General features: G+C 65.3%; 14 protein-coding genes. 9 read left to right on the top strand and 5 right to left on the bottom strand.

The window, feature by feature from the left end; genetic code table 11:
• Positions 1–56: 56 nt before the first annotated feature.
• Both DK874_RS03610 and DK874_RS03605 read right to left on the bottom strand, forming a co-directional pair.
• Positions 57–1,940: an acetate--CoA ligase gene (locus tag DK874_RS03610; protein WP_114312665.1), complete on the bottom strand. Its 1,884-nt coding sequence runs from the start codon at positions 1,938–1,940 to the stop codon at positions 57–59.
• A complete protein-coding gene (locus DK874_RS03605) occupies positions 1,918–4,449 on the bottom strand; it encodes an AMP-binding protein (protein ID WP_114312664.1) in 2,532 nt (843 codons plus the stop codon). Before DK874_RS03605 ends, DK874_RS03610 begins: the two co-directional genes overlap by 23 nt.
• 128 nt (positions 4,450–4,577) lie before the next feature.
• On the opposite strand from DK874_RS03605, the gene acs reads away from it, so the two are divergent.
• Positions 4,578–6,524 (top strand): acetate--CoA ligase, encoded by a 1,947-nt coding sequence (gene acs, locus DK874_RS03600; RefSeq protein ID WP_114312663.1) that lies wholly within the window; start codon positions 4,578–4,580, stop codon positions 6,522–6,524.
• 59 nt (positions 6,525–6,583) lie between these two features.
• Here acs and DK874_RS03595 read toward each other — a convergent pair whose 3' ends face one another.
• Genes DK874_RS03595 through DK874_RS11735 form a run of 3 tightly spaced genes read right to left on the bottom strand, consistent with a single transcriptional unit; the run spans position 6,584 to position 8,665 of the window.
• On the bottom strand, positions 6,584–6,970 hold the full coding sequence (locus DK874_RS03595; protein WP_114312662.1) for a nuclear transport factor 2 family protein: 387 nt from the start codon (positions 6,968–6,970) through the stop codon (positions 6,584–6,586).
• 3 nt (positions 6,971–6,973) lie between these two features.
• Positions 6,974–8,518 (bottom strand): acyl-CoA mutase large subunit family protein, encoded by a 1,545-nt coding sequence (locus DK874_RS03590; protein WP_114312661.1) that lies wholly within the window; start codon positions 8,516–8,518, stop codon positions 6,974–6,976.
• A 9-nt stretch (positions 8,519–8,527) separates the two neighbouring features.
• A complete protein-coding gene (locus DK874_RS11735; protein ID WP_205387551.1) occupies positions 8,528–8,665 on the bottom strand; it encodes a hypothetical protein in 138 nt (45 codons plus the stop codon).
• A gap of 98 nt (positions 8,666–8,763) precedes the next feature.
• On the opposite strand from DK874_RS11735, the gene DK874_RS03585 reads away from it, so the two are divergent.
• The 8 genes from DK874_RS03585 to DK874_RS03550 are packed head-to-tail and all read left to right on the top strand — an operon-like array spanning position 8,764 to position 14,970.
• Positions 8,764–9,072: a winged helix-turn-helix transcriptional regulator gene (locus DK874_RS03585; protein ID WP_114312660.1), complete on the top strand. Its 309-nt coding sequence runs from the start codon at positions 8,764–8,766 to the stop codon at positions 9,070–9,072.
• Entirely contained in the window at positions 9,069–9,872 is an 804-nt protein-coding gene (gene minD, locus DK874_RS03580; RefSeq protein WP_114312659.1) for a septum site-determining protein MinD, read from the top strand. Before DK874_RS03585 ends, minD begins: the two co-directional genes overlap by 4 nt.
• The gene (minE, locus tag DK874_RS03575) at positions 9,872–10,090 is read left to right on the top strand and encodes a cell division topological specificity factor MinE (RefSeq protein ID WP_114312658.1); all 219 of its coding nucleotides are present in this window, start codon (positions 9,872–9,874) and stop codon (positions 10,088–10,090) included. Before minD ends, minE begins: the two co-directional genes overlap by 1 nt.
• A gap of 6 nt (positions 10,091–10,096) precedes the next feature.
• On the top strand, positions 10,097–11,176 hold the full coding sequence (gene rodA / locus DK874_RS03570; protein ID WP_114312657.1) for a rod shape-determining protein RodA: 1,080 nt from the start codon (positions 10,097–10,099) through the stop codon (positions 11,174–11,176).
• Positions 11,177–11,215: 39 nt separating this feature from the next.
• On the top strand, positions 11,216–12,286 hold the full coding sequence (locus tag DK874_RS03565; RefSeq protein WP_162798704.1) for an ABC transporter ATP-binding protein: 1,071 nt from the start codon (positions 11,216–11,218) through the stop codon (positions 12,284–12,286).
• Positions 12,279–13,139, top strand: coding sequence for an ABC transporter permease (locus DK874_RS03560; RefSeq protein ID WP_114312655.1), 861 nt, complete (start codon positions 12,279–12,281; stop codon positions 13,137–13,139). Before DK874_RS03565 ends, DK874_RS03560 begins: the two co-directional genes overlap by 8 nt.
• Positions 13,136–13,915: an ABC transporter permease gene (locus DK874_RS03555; protein WP_114312654.1), complete on the top strand. Its 780-nt coding sequence runs from the start codon at positions 13,136–13,138 to the stop codon at positions 13,913–13,915. Before DK874_RS03560 ends, DK874_RS03555 begins: the two co-directional genes overlap by 4 nt.
• A complete protein-coding gene (locus DK874_RS03550; protein ID WP_114312653.1) occupies positions 13,912–14,970 on the top strand; it encodes a polyamine ABC transporter substrate-binding protein in 1,059 nt (352 codons plus the stop codon). The genes DK874_RS03555 and DK874_RS03550 overlap by 4 nt, the downstream gene beginning before the upstream one ends.
• Positions 14,971–15,003 lie beyond the last annotated feature (33 nt).

Genomic DNA, 15,003 nt, shown 5'->3' with positions numbered 1-15,003 from the left:
GGTTTCTCGTAAACCGCGTGCCCTCGTACCCCAGGGTCGCTGGTTGGGAGCAGGCTTCACTCCTCCAGCGTGGACAGGTCCCCCGGGTCCTTGCCCAGCTCCTTTGACTTAAGCAAGCGGCGGAGGATTTTGCCCGAGCGGGTTTTGGGAAGCTTGTCCAAAAAGACCACCTCCGAGGGGGTGGCGATGGGGCCCAGCTCCCGGCGCACGTGGGCGATGAGGCTTTCCTTGAGTTCCTCCGATGGCGTTTGGCCCAGGCGGAGGACCACGAAGGCCTTGATGGCCTCCCCCTTGAGGGGATCGGGGACCCCGATCACCGCTGCCTCGGCCACCGCCGGGTGGGAGACCAGGGCGCTTTCCACATCGGCGGTGCCGATGCGGTGCCCGGCCACGTTCAAAACGTCGTCCGCCCGGCCCAGGACGCTGAAGTACCCCTCCTCATCCTTGCTGGCCACGTCCCCGGCCACGTACACGTTCCCCGGCACCTCCCGCCAGTACTGGAGGTAACGGTCGTGGTTGCCCCAGACGGTGCGCATCATGTGGGGGAAGGGGCGCTTCAACACCAGAAGCCCCCCTTGCCCCGGGGGAACGGGTTTCCCCTCCTCGTCCACCACCTCCGCTTCCACCCCCGGTAGGGCTACTCCGGCGAAGCCCGGCTTGGCGGGGAGGGTGAGGGGCGTCCCCAGGGTGGGCCCACCCAGCTCCGTCTGCCACCAGTTGTCGGCCACGAAGCCCCGCCGGCCCTCGTCCATCAAGTGGCGGTAGGCCCAGCGCAGGGCCTCGGGGTTAAGGGGCTCCCCAGCCACGGCCATGAGGCGCAAGGAGGAGAGGTCGTACTTCCCCGGCCATTCGGGGCCGAACTTCATGAAGAGCCTCACCGCGGTGGGAGCGGTGAACATCACGTTCACCCGATAGCGCTCCACCACCTGCCAAAAGGCCCCGGGGTCGGGGTAGTCGGGGGCCCCTTCCCTGAGAACGCTGGTAACCCCTTCCAGGAGGGGAGCGTAGACGATGTAGGAATGCCCCACGATCCAGCCGATGTCGCTGGTGGCCCAGAAGAGGTCCTGGTCCTTGACGTCAAAGAAGGTGCGCAGGTGGTAGGTGGTGCCCACCATGTACCCCCCGTGCACGTGCACCACCCCTTTGGGTTTTCCGGTGGAACCGGAGGTGTAGAGGATGAAGAGGGGGTGCTCGGCGTCCACCATCTCCGCCCGGGCCTCCGGGGGGTTTCCCCAAAGGAGTTCCTGGAAATCATAGTGCCCTTGGGGAAGCTCAACCTGGAAGGCCCTTTGGAACCAGACCACCTTAAGGGGCAGGTCCTGGATGGCTTCCTCCACGATGGAGCGGAGGTCCACCCCCTTGCCGCGCCTAAAGCTCACGTCCCCGGCGATGAGGAGCTTGGCTCCGGCGTCCAGGATGCGCTCCCGCAGGGCGCCTACCCCAAGCCCAGCGTAGACCACGCTGTGGATGGCTCCCAAATAGGCGGTGGCCAGCATGGCCACGATGCCCTCCAGGGTCAGGGGCATGTAGATCACCACCCGGTCCCCCTTTTCCACCCCCAGGCGCTTTAGCCCCGTGGCCAGGCGGCGCACCCGGTCCAGGAGCTCCCCGTAGGTAAGCTTTTCCTCCCGGCCATCCTCCGAGAGGTAGAGGAGGGCCACCTTGTTGCGCAAGCCCCTTTCCACGTTGCGTTCTAGGGCGTTGTAAACGGCGTTGGTGGTGCCCCCCAAGAACCAGCGGTGCTCGGGGAGGTTCCACTCCAGCACCCTATGGAAGGGCGTCTCCCAGTAAAACCTCCTAGCCCATTCTCCCCAGAAGCCCTCAGGGTCCTCGAGGCTTCTCCAATACTCTTCGGGAAAGTTCTGGAGGTTCGCCTTCTGGCGCACCTCTTCTGGGGCCCAGAGCCGTTCCTCTTCCTTAAGGAGCTTTTCCACCGCCATATTCCTCCTCCAATCCCGAGACATCCCCGGGGTCAAGGCCCAAAAGCTGGGCCTTCAAAAGCCTTCTTAGGATCTTGCCGCTACGGGTGCGCGGCAGGCTCTCCGCAAATAGGATCCGGGGTGGAGGGACAGGCCCCAGGTGCCTTAGGAGATGGGCCTTGAGCTTTTCCGCTAGAAGGGACTTAAGCTCATCCGGGACCTCCCTTCTAGGCACCACGAAGACCGCGATCTCCTCCCCTTCCTCCCCCGGAATGCCGATGGCCGCCGCCTCCGCCACCTGGGGGTGGGTGAGGGCGGCCGCCTCCACCTCGGCGGTGCCCAGCCTGGCCTCCCCGGCCTTGATCACCTCATCGGAGCGGCCCAGGATGCGGAAGTAGCCCTCCCCGTCCCAGGTGGCGAGGTCCCCGGTCCAGTACAACCCGCCCCGCCAGGGGCTTTCCCCCCCAAGGAGGTCCACCATGTGGGCGGGGCCGGTGCGGAGGAGGACCAAATGCCCCTTGGCCCCAGGGGGCAGGACCCGGCCTTCGGCGTCCACCACCCGGGCCTCCACCCCCGGTAGCGGTACCCCCACGAAGCCCGGTTTGGCGGGGAGGGTGAGGGGGGTGGCCAGGGCTGGGGCCCCCAGCTCCGTCTGCCACCAGTTGTCCAGGGGCCAGGCCAGGTTCTCCCGGGTCCAGCGCCACACTTCTGGGGCCAAGGCCTCCCCTACGCTTCCCACCAGGCGCAAGGAGGTGGGCCGGGCTTCCCCGTGCCGGCGCAGGCCCCTTAGGACCGTGGGGGAGGTGAGGAGCACGTCCACCCCCAGCCGCCTTAGCCGCTCGTAAAAGGCGGCGGGGCTGGGGTGGTCGGGCCGGTCCTCCACCAGGAGGCTGGTGCCCCCCAGGAAGAGGGGAGCATAGAGGCCGAAGGAGTGCCCCACCACCCAGAAGAGGTCGGCGGTGGTGTGGAAGACCTCCCCCGGCTTGAGGTCAAAGAGGTAGCGCAAGGCCCAGCCCACCCCCACCATGTACCCCCCGTGGCCGTGGACCACGCCCTTGGGCTTTCCCGTGGAACCCGAGGTATAGAGGATAAAAAGGGGGTGCTGGGCGGGAACCGGGATAGCCTCCGCGGGTTTTCCCTCCGAGGCCCGTTCCAAAAACTCCGTGGTGCCCCGGGTGTGCCAGAGCACCGGCAGGTCCAGGCCGGAAAGGGCGGCCTCCACCACCGGCCTCAAGGGAATGAGCTGGCCCCGGCGGAAGTAGCCGTCAGCGGCGAGGAGCATGCGGGCCTGGCTTTGCAAAAGCCTTTCCCTTAGGGCCTCCGGCCCTAGGCCCACGGGCAGGGCCACATGGACCGCCCCAATCCGGGCCAGGGCCAGGAGGCTTAGGGCTGCCTCCACCCCGGTGGGCAGGTAGAGGGCCACCCGGTCCCCGGGCCTTACCCCTAGGTCCAGGAGCACCCCCGCCAAGCGGGCGGAAAGGCTTTGGAGCTCCCGGTAGGTCCATTTGCTGAGCTCCCCGTCCCCATCCAAGGTGATGAGGGCCAGTTGTTGGGCCCTCTCGGGCAGATGCCGGTCCAGGGCGTTGAGGGCGGCGTTGGTGCATCCACCCACGAACCAGCGCCGGCTCTCCGGGTCAAAGGCCCTTTGCCAGGGGACTTGCCAGTAAAACTCCTGGGCGAAGCCGCCGAAATAGGCCTCGGGGTCCTCGAGGCTCGCCCGGTACACCTCGGCGTAATCCTTGAGGTTGGCCCTTTCCTGCAAGGGGGCAGGGGGTGCCACCACCTCCACCTTCAGGTTGGCCTCCACAGGTGGGGGTAAGGGCGGGGGGGCTGGGGGCTTGAGGTAAGGGGAGACCTGGGCCACCTCGGAAAGGGAGCGGGCCAGACGGCTGAAGGCGAAGGGGAAGCGCCTGGCGGGGACCACCACCCCCAAGGCGCCCAGAAGCTGGCCCTCGGGGTCGAAAAGGGGGGCCGCCAGGGCGGAAAGCCCCAGGGCGTACTCCTCCATCTCCACCGCCAGCCCCGACTCCCGCACCCGGGAAAGCTCCTCCTCCAGGGCCAGGGGATCCGTGAGGGTGTAGGGGGTTTTGGGGCGCAAGGGGGGTGGGGGCAAAACCCCGTAGGCCAAAAAGACCTTGCCCAGGGCTAGGGCGTGGGTTTCCTCAGGGAGGGTTTCCCCCAGGGGGTGGGGCTGGCCCTGCCGGCCTCGGGTTTTAAGCCGGATTCCCTCCGGGGTGAGAAGGGCCAGGTAGCACCGCTCCCGGGTGCGGAGGTAGAGTTCCTCCAAGGCCTCCTCGAGGGGCGTGGTCTCCAACCGGAGGGGCTTGGCCTGGCCCAGGCGGTACCCCCGCTCCGTCTTCACGGCGAAGCCTTCCTCTGCCAGGCTGTTCAAAAGGGCGTAGGCGGTGGATAGACTCTTCCCCAAAAGGCGGGCCACCTCCTTCACCCCCACCCCTTCCGGGTGCTCGGCCAGGTAGGCCAGGATGCGCAAGGCCGCCTGGACCGTGGAAAGGCTCCTCTTCCTGGCCATCTAGACCCATGTTCCCCAAGGCGGTTTCCCTCTGTCAAGAAACAAAGGGTTTGGCAAATGGTGAAAAACCCCCCGTTTCTTGACCTCGTCCGGGGGCCAGCCTATCCTTAAAGGCCAAGGGAGGGTATATGGACCGGATAGAGGGCGTTCTCAAGGAGGAGCGGGTCTTTTACCCCAGCGAGGCCTTCCGCCAACAGGCCCACATCGGGAGCGAGGAGGAGTACCAGCGGCTCTATGAGGAAAGCTTAAAGGACCCCGAGGGCTTCTGGGGACGGGTGGCCTCCGAGCTCCACTGGTTTGAACCCTGGCAGAAGGTCTTGGAGGGGGACCTGCCCCATGCCAAGTGGTTCGTGGGCGGCAGGACCAACCTCTCCTACAACGCCTTGGACCGCCACGTAAAGACCTGGCGCCGCAACAAGGCGGCCCTCATCTGGGAGGGGGAGCCGGGGGAGGAAAGGGTTTTGACCTACCACGACCTCTGGCGGGAGGTGCAGAAGTTCGCCAACATCCTGAAGCGCCTGGGGGTGAAGAAGGGGGACCGGGTCACCATCTACCTGCCCATGATCCCCGAGGCGGCCATCGCCATGCTGGCCTGCACCCGCATCGGGGCCGTGCACTCCGTGGTCTTCGGCGGGTTTTCCAGCGGAGCCCTAGCGGACCGCATCAAGGATGCCGAGGCCAAGGTGCTCATCACCGCCGACGGCGGTTACCGGCGGGGCCAGGTGGTGCCCCTCAAGCAGAACGCCGATGAGGCCTTAAGGGAGACCTCCAGCGTGGAGCACGTGGTGGTGGTGCGCCGCACCGGGGAGGAGGTACCCTGGACCCCAGGCCGCGACCACTGGTGGCACGAGCTCATGGAGGCGGCCTCCGACCGGGCCGAGGCGGAGCCCATGGAGGCGGAGGAGCCCCTTTTCATCCTCTACACCTCGGGTTCCACGGGGAAGCCCAAGGGGGTGTTGCACACCCTGGGCGGGTACATGACCTACGTCTACCTCACCACCAAGCTGGTCTTTGATCTGAAGGACGAGGACGTGTACTGGTGCACCGCCGACGTGGGCTGGATCACCGGCCACTCCTACGTGGTCTACGGGCCCCTTTTGAACGGGGCCACCACGGTGATGTACGAGGGAGCCCCCAACTGGCCCGAGCCCGACCGCTTCTGGCAGATCGTGGACAAGTACGGGGTGAACATCCTCTACACCGCTCCCACCGCCATCCGGGCCTTTATGAAGTGGGGGGAGGGTTGGCCCCTGAGGCACCGGCTGGACTCCTTGCGCCTTTTGGGCACCGTGGGGGAGCCCATCAACCCCGAGGCCTGGCTCTGGTACTACCAGGTGATTGGCAAGGGGCGGTGCCCCATCGTGGACACCTGGTGGCAGACGGAAACCGGGGGCATCATGATCACCACCCTTCCCGGGGCGCACCCCATGAAGCCCGGGCATGCGGGAAAGCCTTTCTTTGGGGTGAAGCCGGAGATCCTGGACTCGGAGCACAGGCCCGTGGAGAATCCGGACGAGGGCGGGCACCTTTGCATCACCCGTCCCTGGCCCAGCATGCTCCGCACCGTCTGGGGGGACCCTAACCGCTTCCTGCAACAGTACTTCAGCCAGCACCCCGGCAACTACTTCACCGGGGATGGGGCTAGGCGCGATAAGGACGGGTATTACCTCATCCTGGGCCGGGTGGACGATGTGCTGAACGTGGCCGGGCACCGGCTTGGCACCATGGAGATCGAGTCCGCTTTGGTTTCCCACCCCGCGGTGGCGGAGGCGGCGGTGGTGGGCCGCCCCGACCCCTTGAAGGGGGAGGCCATTGTGGCCTTCGTCACCCTGAAGGAAGGGCATGCCCCCTCAGACGCCTTGCGGGACGAGCTCAAGGCCCATGTGGCCAAGGTGATCGGACCCATCGCCCGCCCCGACGAGGTGCGCTTCACCGACGCCCTGCCCAAGACCCGCTCCGGCAAGATCATGCGCCGCCTCCTGAGGCAGATCGCCGCCGGGGAGCAGGAGATCAAGGGGGATACCTCCACCCTCGAGGACCGCTCCGTGGTGGAGCGCCTCAAGGAAGGGGCCTAGCCCCCCATGCCCAAGGGCCGGGTATACCCGGCCCTTTTCGGCTTAGGTGGGGTGGGAGGCTACTGGGCCGGGCTCTTGTGCACGTGCACCACCCGCCAGCCCTCGGGGAAGCGCACGGCCACCCGGCTTTCGTTCACCGCCCGGTGCCTTAGGCCTTCTTCCTCCTCCACGGTAAGCAGCAGGGTGTAGCTGAAGATGGCCACGTCCCCGTAGCGCTGGAGGCGTTTTTCCAAGAGGTCCAGGCGGTAGGGCTTGCCTCCGGTGGCCCAGCGGCGCTCGGTCATGTAAAGGTGGAAGGGCAGCCCGTCCAACCGGTGTGGGGTCACAAACCATTCGTAGAGGGAAAGCTCCTCGTGGGTGGTGGCCCGGTAGCCTTCGGGATCGCCTTGGTAGATGCTGGCCAAATGCCTTTCCAGAAAGGCCCAGAGTTCCGCCTCGCTCTCCACGCCTCACCTCCCCGGCTGGTACTCCCCCCATTCCTCCCTTAGCACCCCAGAGACCTCCCCCAGGGTGGCCCGGCGGCGGAGGGCCTCCAGCACGTAGGGGAATAGGTTCTCGCTTCCTTTTGCCGCCCGGCGCAGGTTTTCCAGGCCGATCCGCACGCTTTCCCCGTCCCGACGGGCCTTGAACTCAGCCATTTCCCGCTTGCGCTTCTCGTGCAACTCGGGGTCTATGCCCTGCACGGGGGTGGGCTCGTTGAGGGGGCTATGGGGATCGGCAAAGCGGTTCACCCCCACGATGATCCGCTTGCCCTCCTCCACCTCCTTCTGGAACTGCCAGGCGGACTCCTCTATGGCCCGGTTGAAATACCCCGCCTCCACCGCCGCCACCGCACCCCCTAAGGCGTCGATCTCTCGGATGAGCCTTTCCGCTTCCCTTTCCAGCTGGTCCGTGAGGTGCTCCACGTAGAAGCTTCCCCCTAAGGGGTCAATGGCCCGGGTGACCCCGCTTTCAAAGGCCAGGATCTGCTGGGTGCGTAGGGCGAGAAGGGCGCTTTTTTCCGTGGGCAGGCCCAGGGCCTCGTCGTAGGCGTTGGTGTGGAGGCTCTGGGTGCCCCCCAGCACCGCCGCCAGGGCCTGGTAGGCGGTGCGCACCACGTTGTTTAGGGGCTCCTGGGCAGTGAGGGTGGAGCCCCCTGTTTGCGTGTGGAAGCGGAGGGCCCAGCTTTTCGGGTCCTTGGCCCCAAACTCCTCCCGCATGATGCGGGCCCAAAGCCTCCTTGCGGCCCGGAACTTGGCGGCTTCCTCAAAGATGTCCCCATGGGCGGCGAAAAAGAAGGAGAGCCTGGGGGCGAACTCGTCCACCTTAAGGCCCCGCTCCAGAGCGGCCTTCACGTAGGCCTTGCCGTCAGCCAGGGTGAAGGCGATCTCCTGGGCGGCGGTGGAGCCCGCCTCGCGGATGTGGTAGCCGGAGATGGAAATGGTGTTGAAGCGGGGGACATGCCTTGCGCAAAACTCAAAGATATCCGTTACCAGGCGCATGGAAGGCCCCGGGGGGTAGATGTAGGTGCCCCGGGCGAAGTACTCCTTGAGGATGTCGTTTTGCACGGTGCCGGAGACCTTCTCCCAAGGGACCCCTTGTTCCTCCGCCACCAGGAGATAGAGGGCCAGGAGCATCATGGCGGGGGCGTTGATGGTCATGCTGGTGGAAACCTGGTCCAGGGGGATGCCCTCAAAGAGCCTTTTCATGTCTTCCAGGGTGGCGATGGACACCCCCACCCGCCCCACCTCCCCCACGCTCATGGGGTGGTCGGGGTCTAGGCCCAGCTGGGTGGGCAGGTCGAAGGCCACGCTTAGGCCTGTCTGGCCCTGGGAAAGTAGGTATCGGTAGCGGGCGTTGGACTCCTCGGCGGTGGAGAAGCCCGCATATTGGCGCATGGTCCAGAGCCTGTCCAGGTACATCCGCGGGTAGATGCCCCGGGTGTAGGGATACTCCCCGGGGCGGCCCAGCTTTTCCCGGTAACCCTCCGGCAGGGACTCAAAGAGGCCTTCCATGCCCTAGTTTTACAGGAAAATCCGCACCAGGAAAAGGAAGAGGAAAAGGGCCCCTAGGATCAGGAAAAGGGGCGGCAGGAGCAGGCTATACGTGGCCAGCACCAGGGCCAGGAAGTCCTTCCAGTCGGGTTTCGTTTCCCCTCTCATCCCCCTTTTAGCCTACTCCTTGGGGGTTCAAGGACCCAGGGGTGGGGGCCAAGGCTTTACCTGTGGATAGCTATGCCTTCTTTTGCTAGCATTGGGCCATGGCCCTCTCCAAGACCACCCGGAAGGTGCTTAAGGTGCTGGCCCGGCGCGGAGCCCCCGAGGTGCTCTTTGCCTTAAGCCGCGGCACCTCCCGCTTCTCCGATCTGGGGACCTTGCTGGGCCTTTCCCCCCGCACCTTGGCGGAGCGGCTTCGGGAGCTCCACCTCCTGGGGTTCGTCCAGCGGCAGGCCTACGCGGAGGTGCCGCCCCGGGTAGAATATGTCCTGACCCCGCGGGGTAAGCGGGTTTTGGAATTTCTAAGCGGATTGGACGAGATATTGGAGGTCGTTCAGGAGGGCAAAAGGTGAAAGCGAAAGCCATTGTGGTGACTTCGGGCAAGGGCGGCGTGGGGAAGACCACCACCACCGCCAACCTGGGGGCGGCCTTGGCCAAACTGGGGGAGAAGGTGGCGGTGGTGGATGTGGATGTGGGCCTCAGGAACCTGGATGTGGTCATGGGCCTCGAGGGCCGGGTGGTCTTTGACCTGATCGACGTTCTGGAGGGGCGGGCCAAGGTGCGCCAGGCCCTGATCCGGGACAAGCGCATAGAAAACCTCTTCCTCCTCCCCGCCTCCCAGACCAAGGATAAGGAGTCCCTGGACCCAGTTCGCTTCAAGGAGCTTATCCAGCACCTCCTCCAGGAGGAGGGCTTTGACCGTGTGCTCATCGACTCCCCCGCCGGCATCGAAAAGGGTTTCCAGACCGCCGCCACCCCGGCGGAAGGGGCCTTGGTGGTGGTGAACCCCGAGGTCAGTAGCGTGCGGGACGCCGACCGCATCATCGGCCTCCTGGAAGCCCGGGAAGTTCGGGAAAACTTCCTCATCATCAACCGTCTGAGGCCCAAGATGGTGGCCCGGGGGGATATGCTTTCCGTGGAGGACGTGGTGGAGATCCTTGGCCTTAAGCCCATTGGCATCATCCCCGAGGACGAGCAGGTCCTCGTCTCCACCAACCAGGGGGAGCCTTTGGTCCTCAAGGGGACAAGCCCCGCCGCCGTGGCTTACATGGACACCGCCCGCCGCATCCGGGGCGAGGAGGTTCCCTTCCGCAACCTGGAGGATAGCCAGGGGCTGTTGTCGGTGATCCGCCGGCTCTTCGGAGGTCGCTGATGTGGTGGCGCAGGCGGAGCAAGGAGAAGGCCAAGGAGCGGCTCAAGCTGGTCCTGGCCTACGACCGGGCGAAGCTTTCCCCGGGCCTGGTGGAGAACCTGAAGCGGGACCTTTTGGAGGTGCTTCGCCGCTACTTCCCCGCGCAAGAGGAGGTGAACGTGGCCCTGGAGGAGCGGGGGGAGAAGATGGTCCTGATCGCCGATATTCCCCTACGGTAAAGGCCCATGGTGCTCCGGCGCCCGAACCTTCTGGCCTACGACTGGGGCCTGATCCTCCTGGCCGTAACCCTCGCGGTTTTGGGGCTTTTCAACCTGCGAAGCGCCGCTCCCGACCCTAGCCTCGTAAGCCGTCAGCTTGTGGCCTTGGGCCTGGGTCTCCTCCTGGCGGTGGGGGTGCAGTTCCTCTCCCGCCGCAGCATCTTCGCCCTGGCCTACCCCCTTTACGCCCTTTCCCTCTTCCTCCTGGTGGCCGTCTTGGCCTTCGGCCGGGAGATCAACGGGGCCAAGGCCTGGTTTGTCCTGGGCCCCTTGCAGTTCCAGCCCCTGGAGCTGGCCAAGCTGGGCCTGATCCTGGCCTTGGCCCGGCTTCTGGAGTCCCGGGAGGTGCGCCGGGTGTGGGACTACCTCCTGCCGGGCCTGTTGACGGCTCCGGTGCTGGCCCTCCTCCTCCTGCAGCCGGACCTGGGGGGTAGCCTGGTGGTCCTTTTTGGCGCCTTCGCCGTGCTCTTCGTGCGGGGGCTGCCCTGGAAGCACATCTTGGTGGGCTTTCTCGCCCTGGTTCTCCTGGTGCCCACCGTGGTCTGGCCCAACCTCAAGCCCTACCAGCGGGAGCGGGTCCTCATCGTTTTGGATCCCTACCGGGACCCCCTGGGCCAGGGCTTTCAGGTGATCCAGTCCACCATCGCCATCGGCTCGGGAGGGCTTTTCGGCAAGGGGTATGGCCAAGGTACCCAGACCCAGCTGGGCTTTGTTCCCTTTCGCCACACGGACTTCGTCTTCGCCGTGTGGGCCGAGGAGTGGGGGTTTGTGGGGGTGGCAGCCTTACTGGCCCTTTATGGGCTTCTTCTCCTGCGTATCCTGGGTGTGGCCCTGGAGTGCCCCCGCCTATCCGACCGCCTCTTTGTCGCCGGGGTAGGGGGGATGCTGGGCTTCCAGGTGCTGGTGAACCTGGGGGTGGCCTTGGGGGTGATGCCGGTAACGGGCCTTACCCTGCCCCTTTTCTCCTACGGAGGATCCAGCCTCATGGCCACCCTCCTCTCCTTGGGCCTGGTGCTTCTCGTGCACCGGGACCGGGCAACCCCATGAGGGTTGTGCCCTGGACCCTGGCACCCTAAACTAGGCCCCGTGGCCGGGGAAGCGCTGGTCCGCCTTGTGGGGGTAAGCAAGCGTTTTGGCGAGGTGGTGGCCCTGGATGGCGTGGACCTCGAGGTGCAAAAGGGCGAGTTCTTTAGCCTCCTGGGGCCCTCGGGTTGCGGGAAGACCACCCTGTTGCGGCTTCTCGCCGGGTTTGATACCCCGGATGCGGGCCGCATAGAGATCGCAGGCCGGGACGTCTCCCGGGTTCCCCCCTACGACCGGCCCGTGAACACCGTCTTCCAGAACTACGCCCTCTTTCCCCACATGACCGTGGAGGGGAATGTGGCCTTTGGCCTCCGCATGAAGGGGCTTTCCCCGGGGGAGGTCCGCAGGAAGGTGGCCTGGGCCTTGGAGCTGGTGGACCTTGTGGGCCTGGAAAGGCGCTACCCAAGGGAGTTATCCGGGGGGCAGAGGCAACGGGTGGCCCTGGCCCGGGCCCTGGTGCTGGAACCCCAGGTGCTCCTTCTGGACGAGCCCCTTTCCGCCTTGGACCTAAAGCTCCGCCAGGAGCTCCGGGTGGAGCTCATGCAGCTTCAGCGAAGGCTCGGCACCACCTTCATCTTCGTCACCCACGATCAGGAGGAGGCCTTGGTCATGTCCGACCGCATTGCCGTGATGCGCTCGGGAAGGATTGAGCAGGTGGGCTTGCCCGACGAGGTCTATGAAAGGCCCAAAAACCGCTTCGTGGCGGATTTCCTGGGCCGTTCCAACTTCCTTCCCGCAAGGCCCCATCCCCTGGGGGCGGAAACCCCTCTGGGTCCCTTGCGCCTGAAGGAGCCCCTGGTGCGGGAGGCCCTCTTGGTGATCCGGCCCGAGAAGATCCGCCTTTACCCCATGGGGAACGGGGCCCCTGCCCGGGACAACCTGGTGCGGGCCAGGGTGGAGGAGATCGTCTACACGGGGGCGGAAAACCAGTACTACCTGCGCTCAGGGGAGGTGAGGCTTCTGGCCTACACCCTCAACCAGGACCTTCAGGAGCCAGGGGCGGAGGAGTTTTCCTATGGGGAGGAGGTTCTTTGCTACCTTCCCCCGGAGAACCTGGTGGTGCTCCATGAATGAGGCGGCTACCCCCTGGCGGCGGCTTTTCCGGGTCCTGGTGACGGTGGGCCCTGGGGGGCTTTGGCTAGGGGTCTTTGTCCTCATCCCCACCCTTTTGGTTCTCGTGGCCTCCTTCCTCACCCGCGGACCCTATGGGGAACTCAGCGGGCCCTGGGGCGTCCACAACTATGCCAAGCTCCTTAAGCCCGTCTACCTGGAAGCCTTTGCCCAAAGCCTTTTGCTGGGCGTTTTGGCCACCCTCCTTTCTGCCCTCATGGGCTATCCCCTGGCCTTCTACATCGCCCGCCATCCCCGGCGGGACCTCCTTCTTTTCCTGCTACTTTTGCCCTTTTTGACCAACTTCTTGATCCGGGTGTATGCCTGGCTGGTCCTCTTGCAGCGGGAAGGCCTGGTGAACGCCTTATTGGGGGCCTTTGGCCTGGGGCCTTTTACCTTCTACCCCTCCTTTTATGCGGTCCTTCTGGCCACGGTATATACCTTTCTGCCCTTTTTTGTCCTTCCCGTCTACGCCAGCGTGGAGCGCTTAGACTGGCAGCTATTGGAGGCGGCCTACGACCTGGGGGCCAGGCCTTTGAGGGCCTTTTTGCATGCGGTCTTACCCCAGACCTACCCTGGGCTTTTTGCGGGAAGTGTCTTGGTCTTCATCCCCGCCATGGGCACCTTCGTGGTGGCGGACCTCCTGGGGGCAGGCAGGGTGGTCTTGATCGGCAACCTCATCCAGCAGCAGTTTGGCCTTACCCGGGACTGGGCCTTCGGGGCGGCCTTGAGCGTCTTCCTCATGGGCTTCGTCCTCCTTTCCCTGTTTATTTACGCCCGCATCCAGGGGGAAAGGGGGCTAAAGGACCTGGTATGAAGCGGCTTTTATCCTTTCACGCCCTTCTCGTCTACCTCTTCCTCTACCTGCCCATGTTGGTGATCGTGGCCCTTTCCTTCAACCAAAGCCGCCGGGGGGTGCGCTTCACCGGCTTCACCCTGGATTGGTACCGGGCCCTTTTCCAGGACCCGAGGGTCCTGGAATACTTCCTGAACACCCTCACGGTGGCCTTCGTGTCCACCCTGGTGGCCACCCTTTTGGGGACGCTTTTGGCGGTGGGCCTCGTCCGCTACCGGTTTCCCGGCAAGGGCTTCCTTTCCTACCTCCTCTATATTCCCGTGGTGGTGCCCGACGTGGTCATGGGGGTATCCCTCCTCCTCCTCTTCGCCCTGGCCCGGGAGGTTTTGGGCTTTCCCCGGCTTTCCCTGCTTACGGTGATCCTGGGCCACATCACCTTCCAGGTGGCCTTCGTGACCCTGGTGGTCCGCTCCCGCCTCCTCCTCCTGGACCCCGCCTTGGAGGAGGCGGCCCGCGACCTGGGTGCTCGAGGGTGGCAGACCTTTTGGCACGTGACCCTACCCCTGGCCTGGCCGGGGGTGGCGGCGGGGGCCCTTCTGGCCCTTACCCTCTCCCTGGACGACTTTGTGGTCACCTTCTTCACCGCCGGGCCCGGGGCCACCACCCTGCCCCTTTACATCTATTCCAGCGTCAAGCTGGGGGTAAGCCCCAAGGTCCACGCCCTATCCACCCTGATCCTCGGCCTTAGCGCCTTCTTCCTGGCCTTGGGGTATGCTTTAGGCCGGAGGAGGGTATGAAGCGCTTGGGCATCCTTTTGCTGGCGCTCCTTTTGGTGGGTTTGGGCGTCTTTCTCCTCAGGCCGAGGCCGGCTACCGGGGCGGGGGAGACCCTGTACTTCCTGAACTGGGCCGACTACATCCCGGAGGACCTCATCAAGAAGTTTGAGGCGGAAACCGGGGCTAAGGTGGTCCTGGACACCTTTGAGTCCCCCGAGGCCATGCTGGCCAAGCTGAAGGCGGGGGCGGACCGGGAGTTCTCCTTGGTGGTGGCCCCCGACTACTACGTGCTCCAGATGGCCCGGGAGGGCCTCATCGCCCCCCTGGAGAAGGAACGGTTGAAGAACCTGGCCAACCTGGACCCCTTTTTCCTGGACCCCCCCTACGACCCCGGCCTGCAGTACTCCGTGCCCTACCTTTGGGGCACCACGGGCCTAGCCTACCGGGAGGATCGGGTAAAGGGCCCTGTGGATTCCTATGCCGTCTTCTTTGACCCGGGCAAGCAGGTGGGGCCCTTCCTCCTTTTGGACGAGATGCGGGAGACCATCGGGGCGGCCTTGAAGTACCTGGGTTACTCGGTGAACACCACGGACCCCGAGGCCCTCGAGAAGGCCAAGGGGCTTCTCCTCGAGGCCAAGGGCCGCTCCGTGGGCTTCGCTGGAGGGGTGGAGGCCCTAAACCGCATCCTGGGCGGGGATGCGGCGGTGGCCCTTGCCTATTCCGGGGATGTCCTCCAGGCCAGGCAGGAGGACGAAAGGCTCCGCTACGCCATCCCCAAGGAGGGGGGCACCCTTTGGACCGATGCCCTGGTGGTCCTCAAGCGGGGGCCCAGCCAGGATCTGGCCTACCGCTTCCTCAACTTTTTGCTGGAACCGGAAAACGCCGCGGCCTTGGCGGCGTACACCCACTACGCCACCCCCGTGGCCAAGGCCCTACCCCTTCTTCCCGAGGCCATGCGCCAGGACCCCACGGTGTTTCCTCCGGAGGAGGTGCGGGCCAAGCTGGAATACCTCAAGGACCTAGGCCCCGACATCGCCCTCTACGACCGGGTCTGGACCGAGGTGAAGGCTCGCTAAAGACGGTTCGTCTTCCCGTGGGCTATACTGCCC

Source organism: Thermus caldifontis (genome assembly GCF_003336745.1).
GTDB lineage: Bacteria > Deinococcota > Deinococci > Deinococcales > Thermaceae > Thermus > Thermus caldifontis.
Note: the sequence above shows the minus strand (reverse complement) of the source record. Positions and strands in the feature narration are given on the sequence as shown.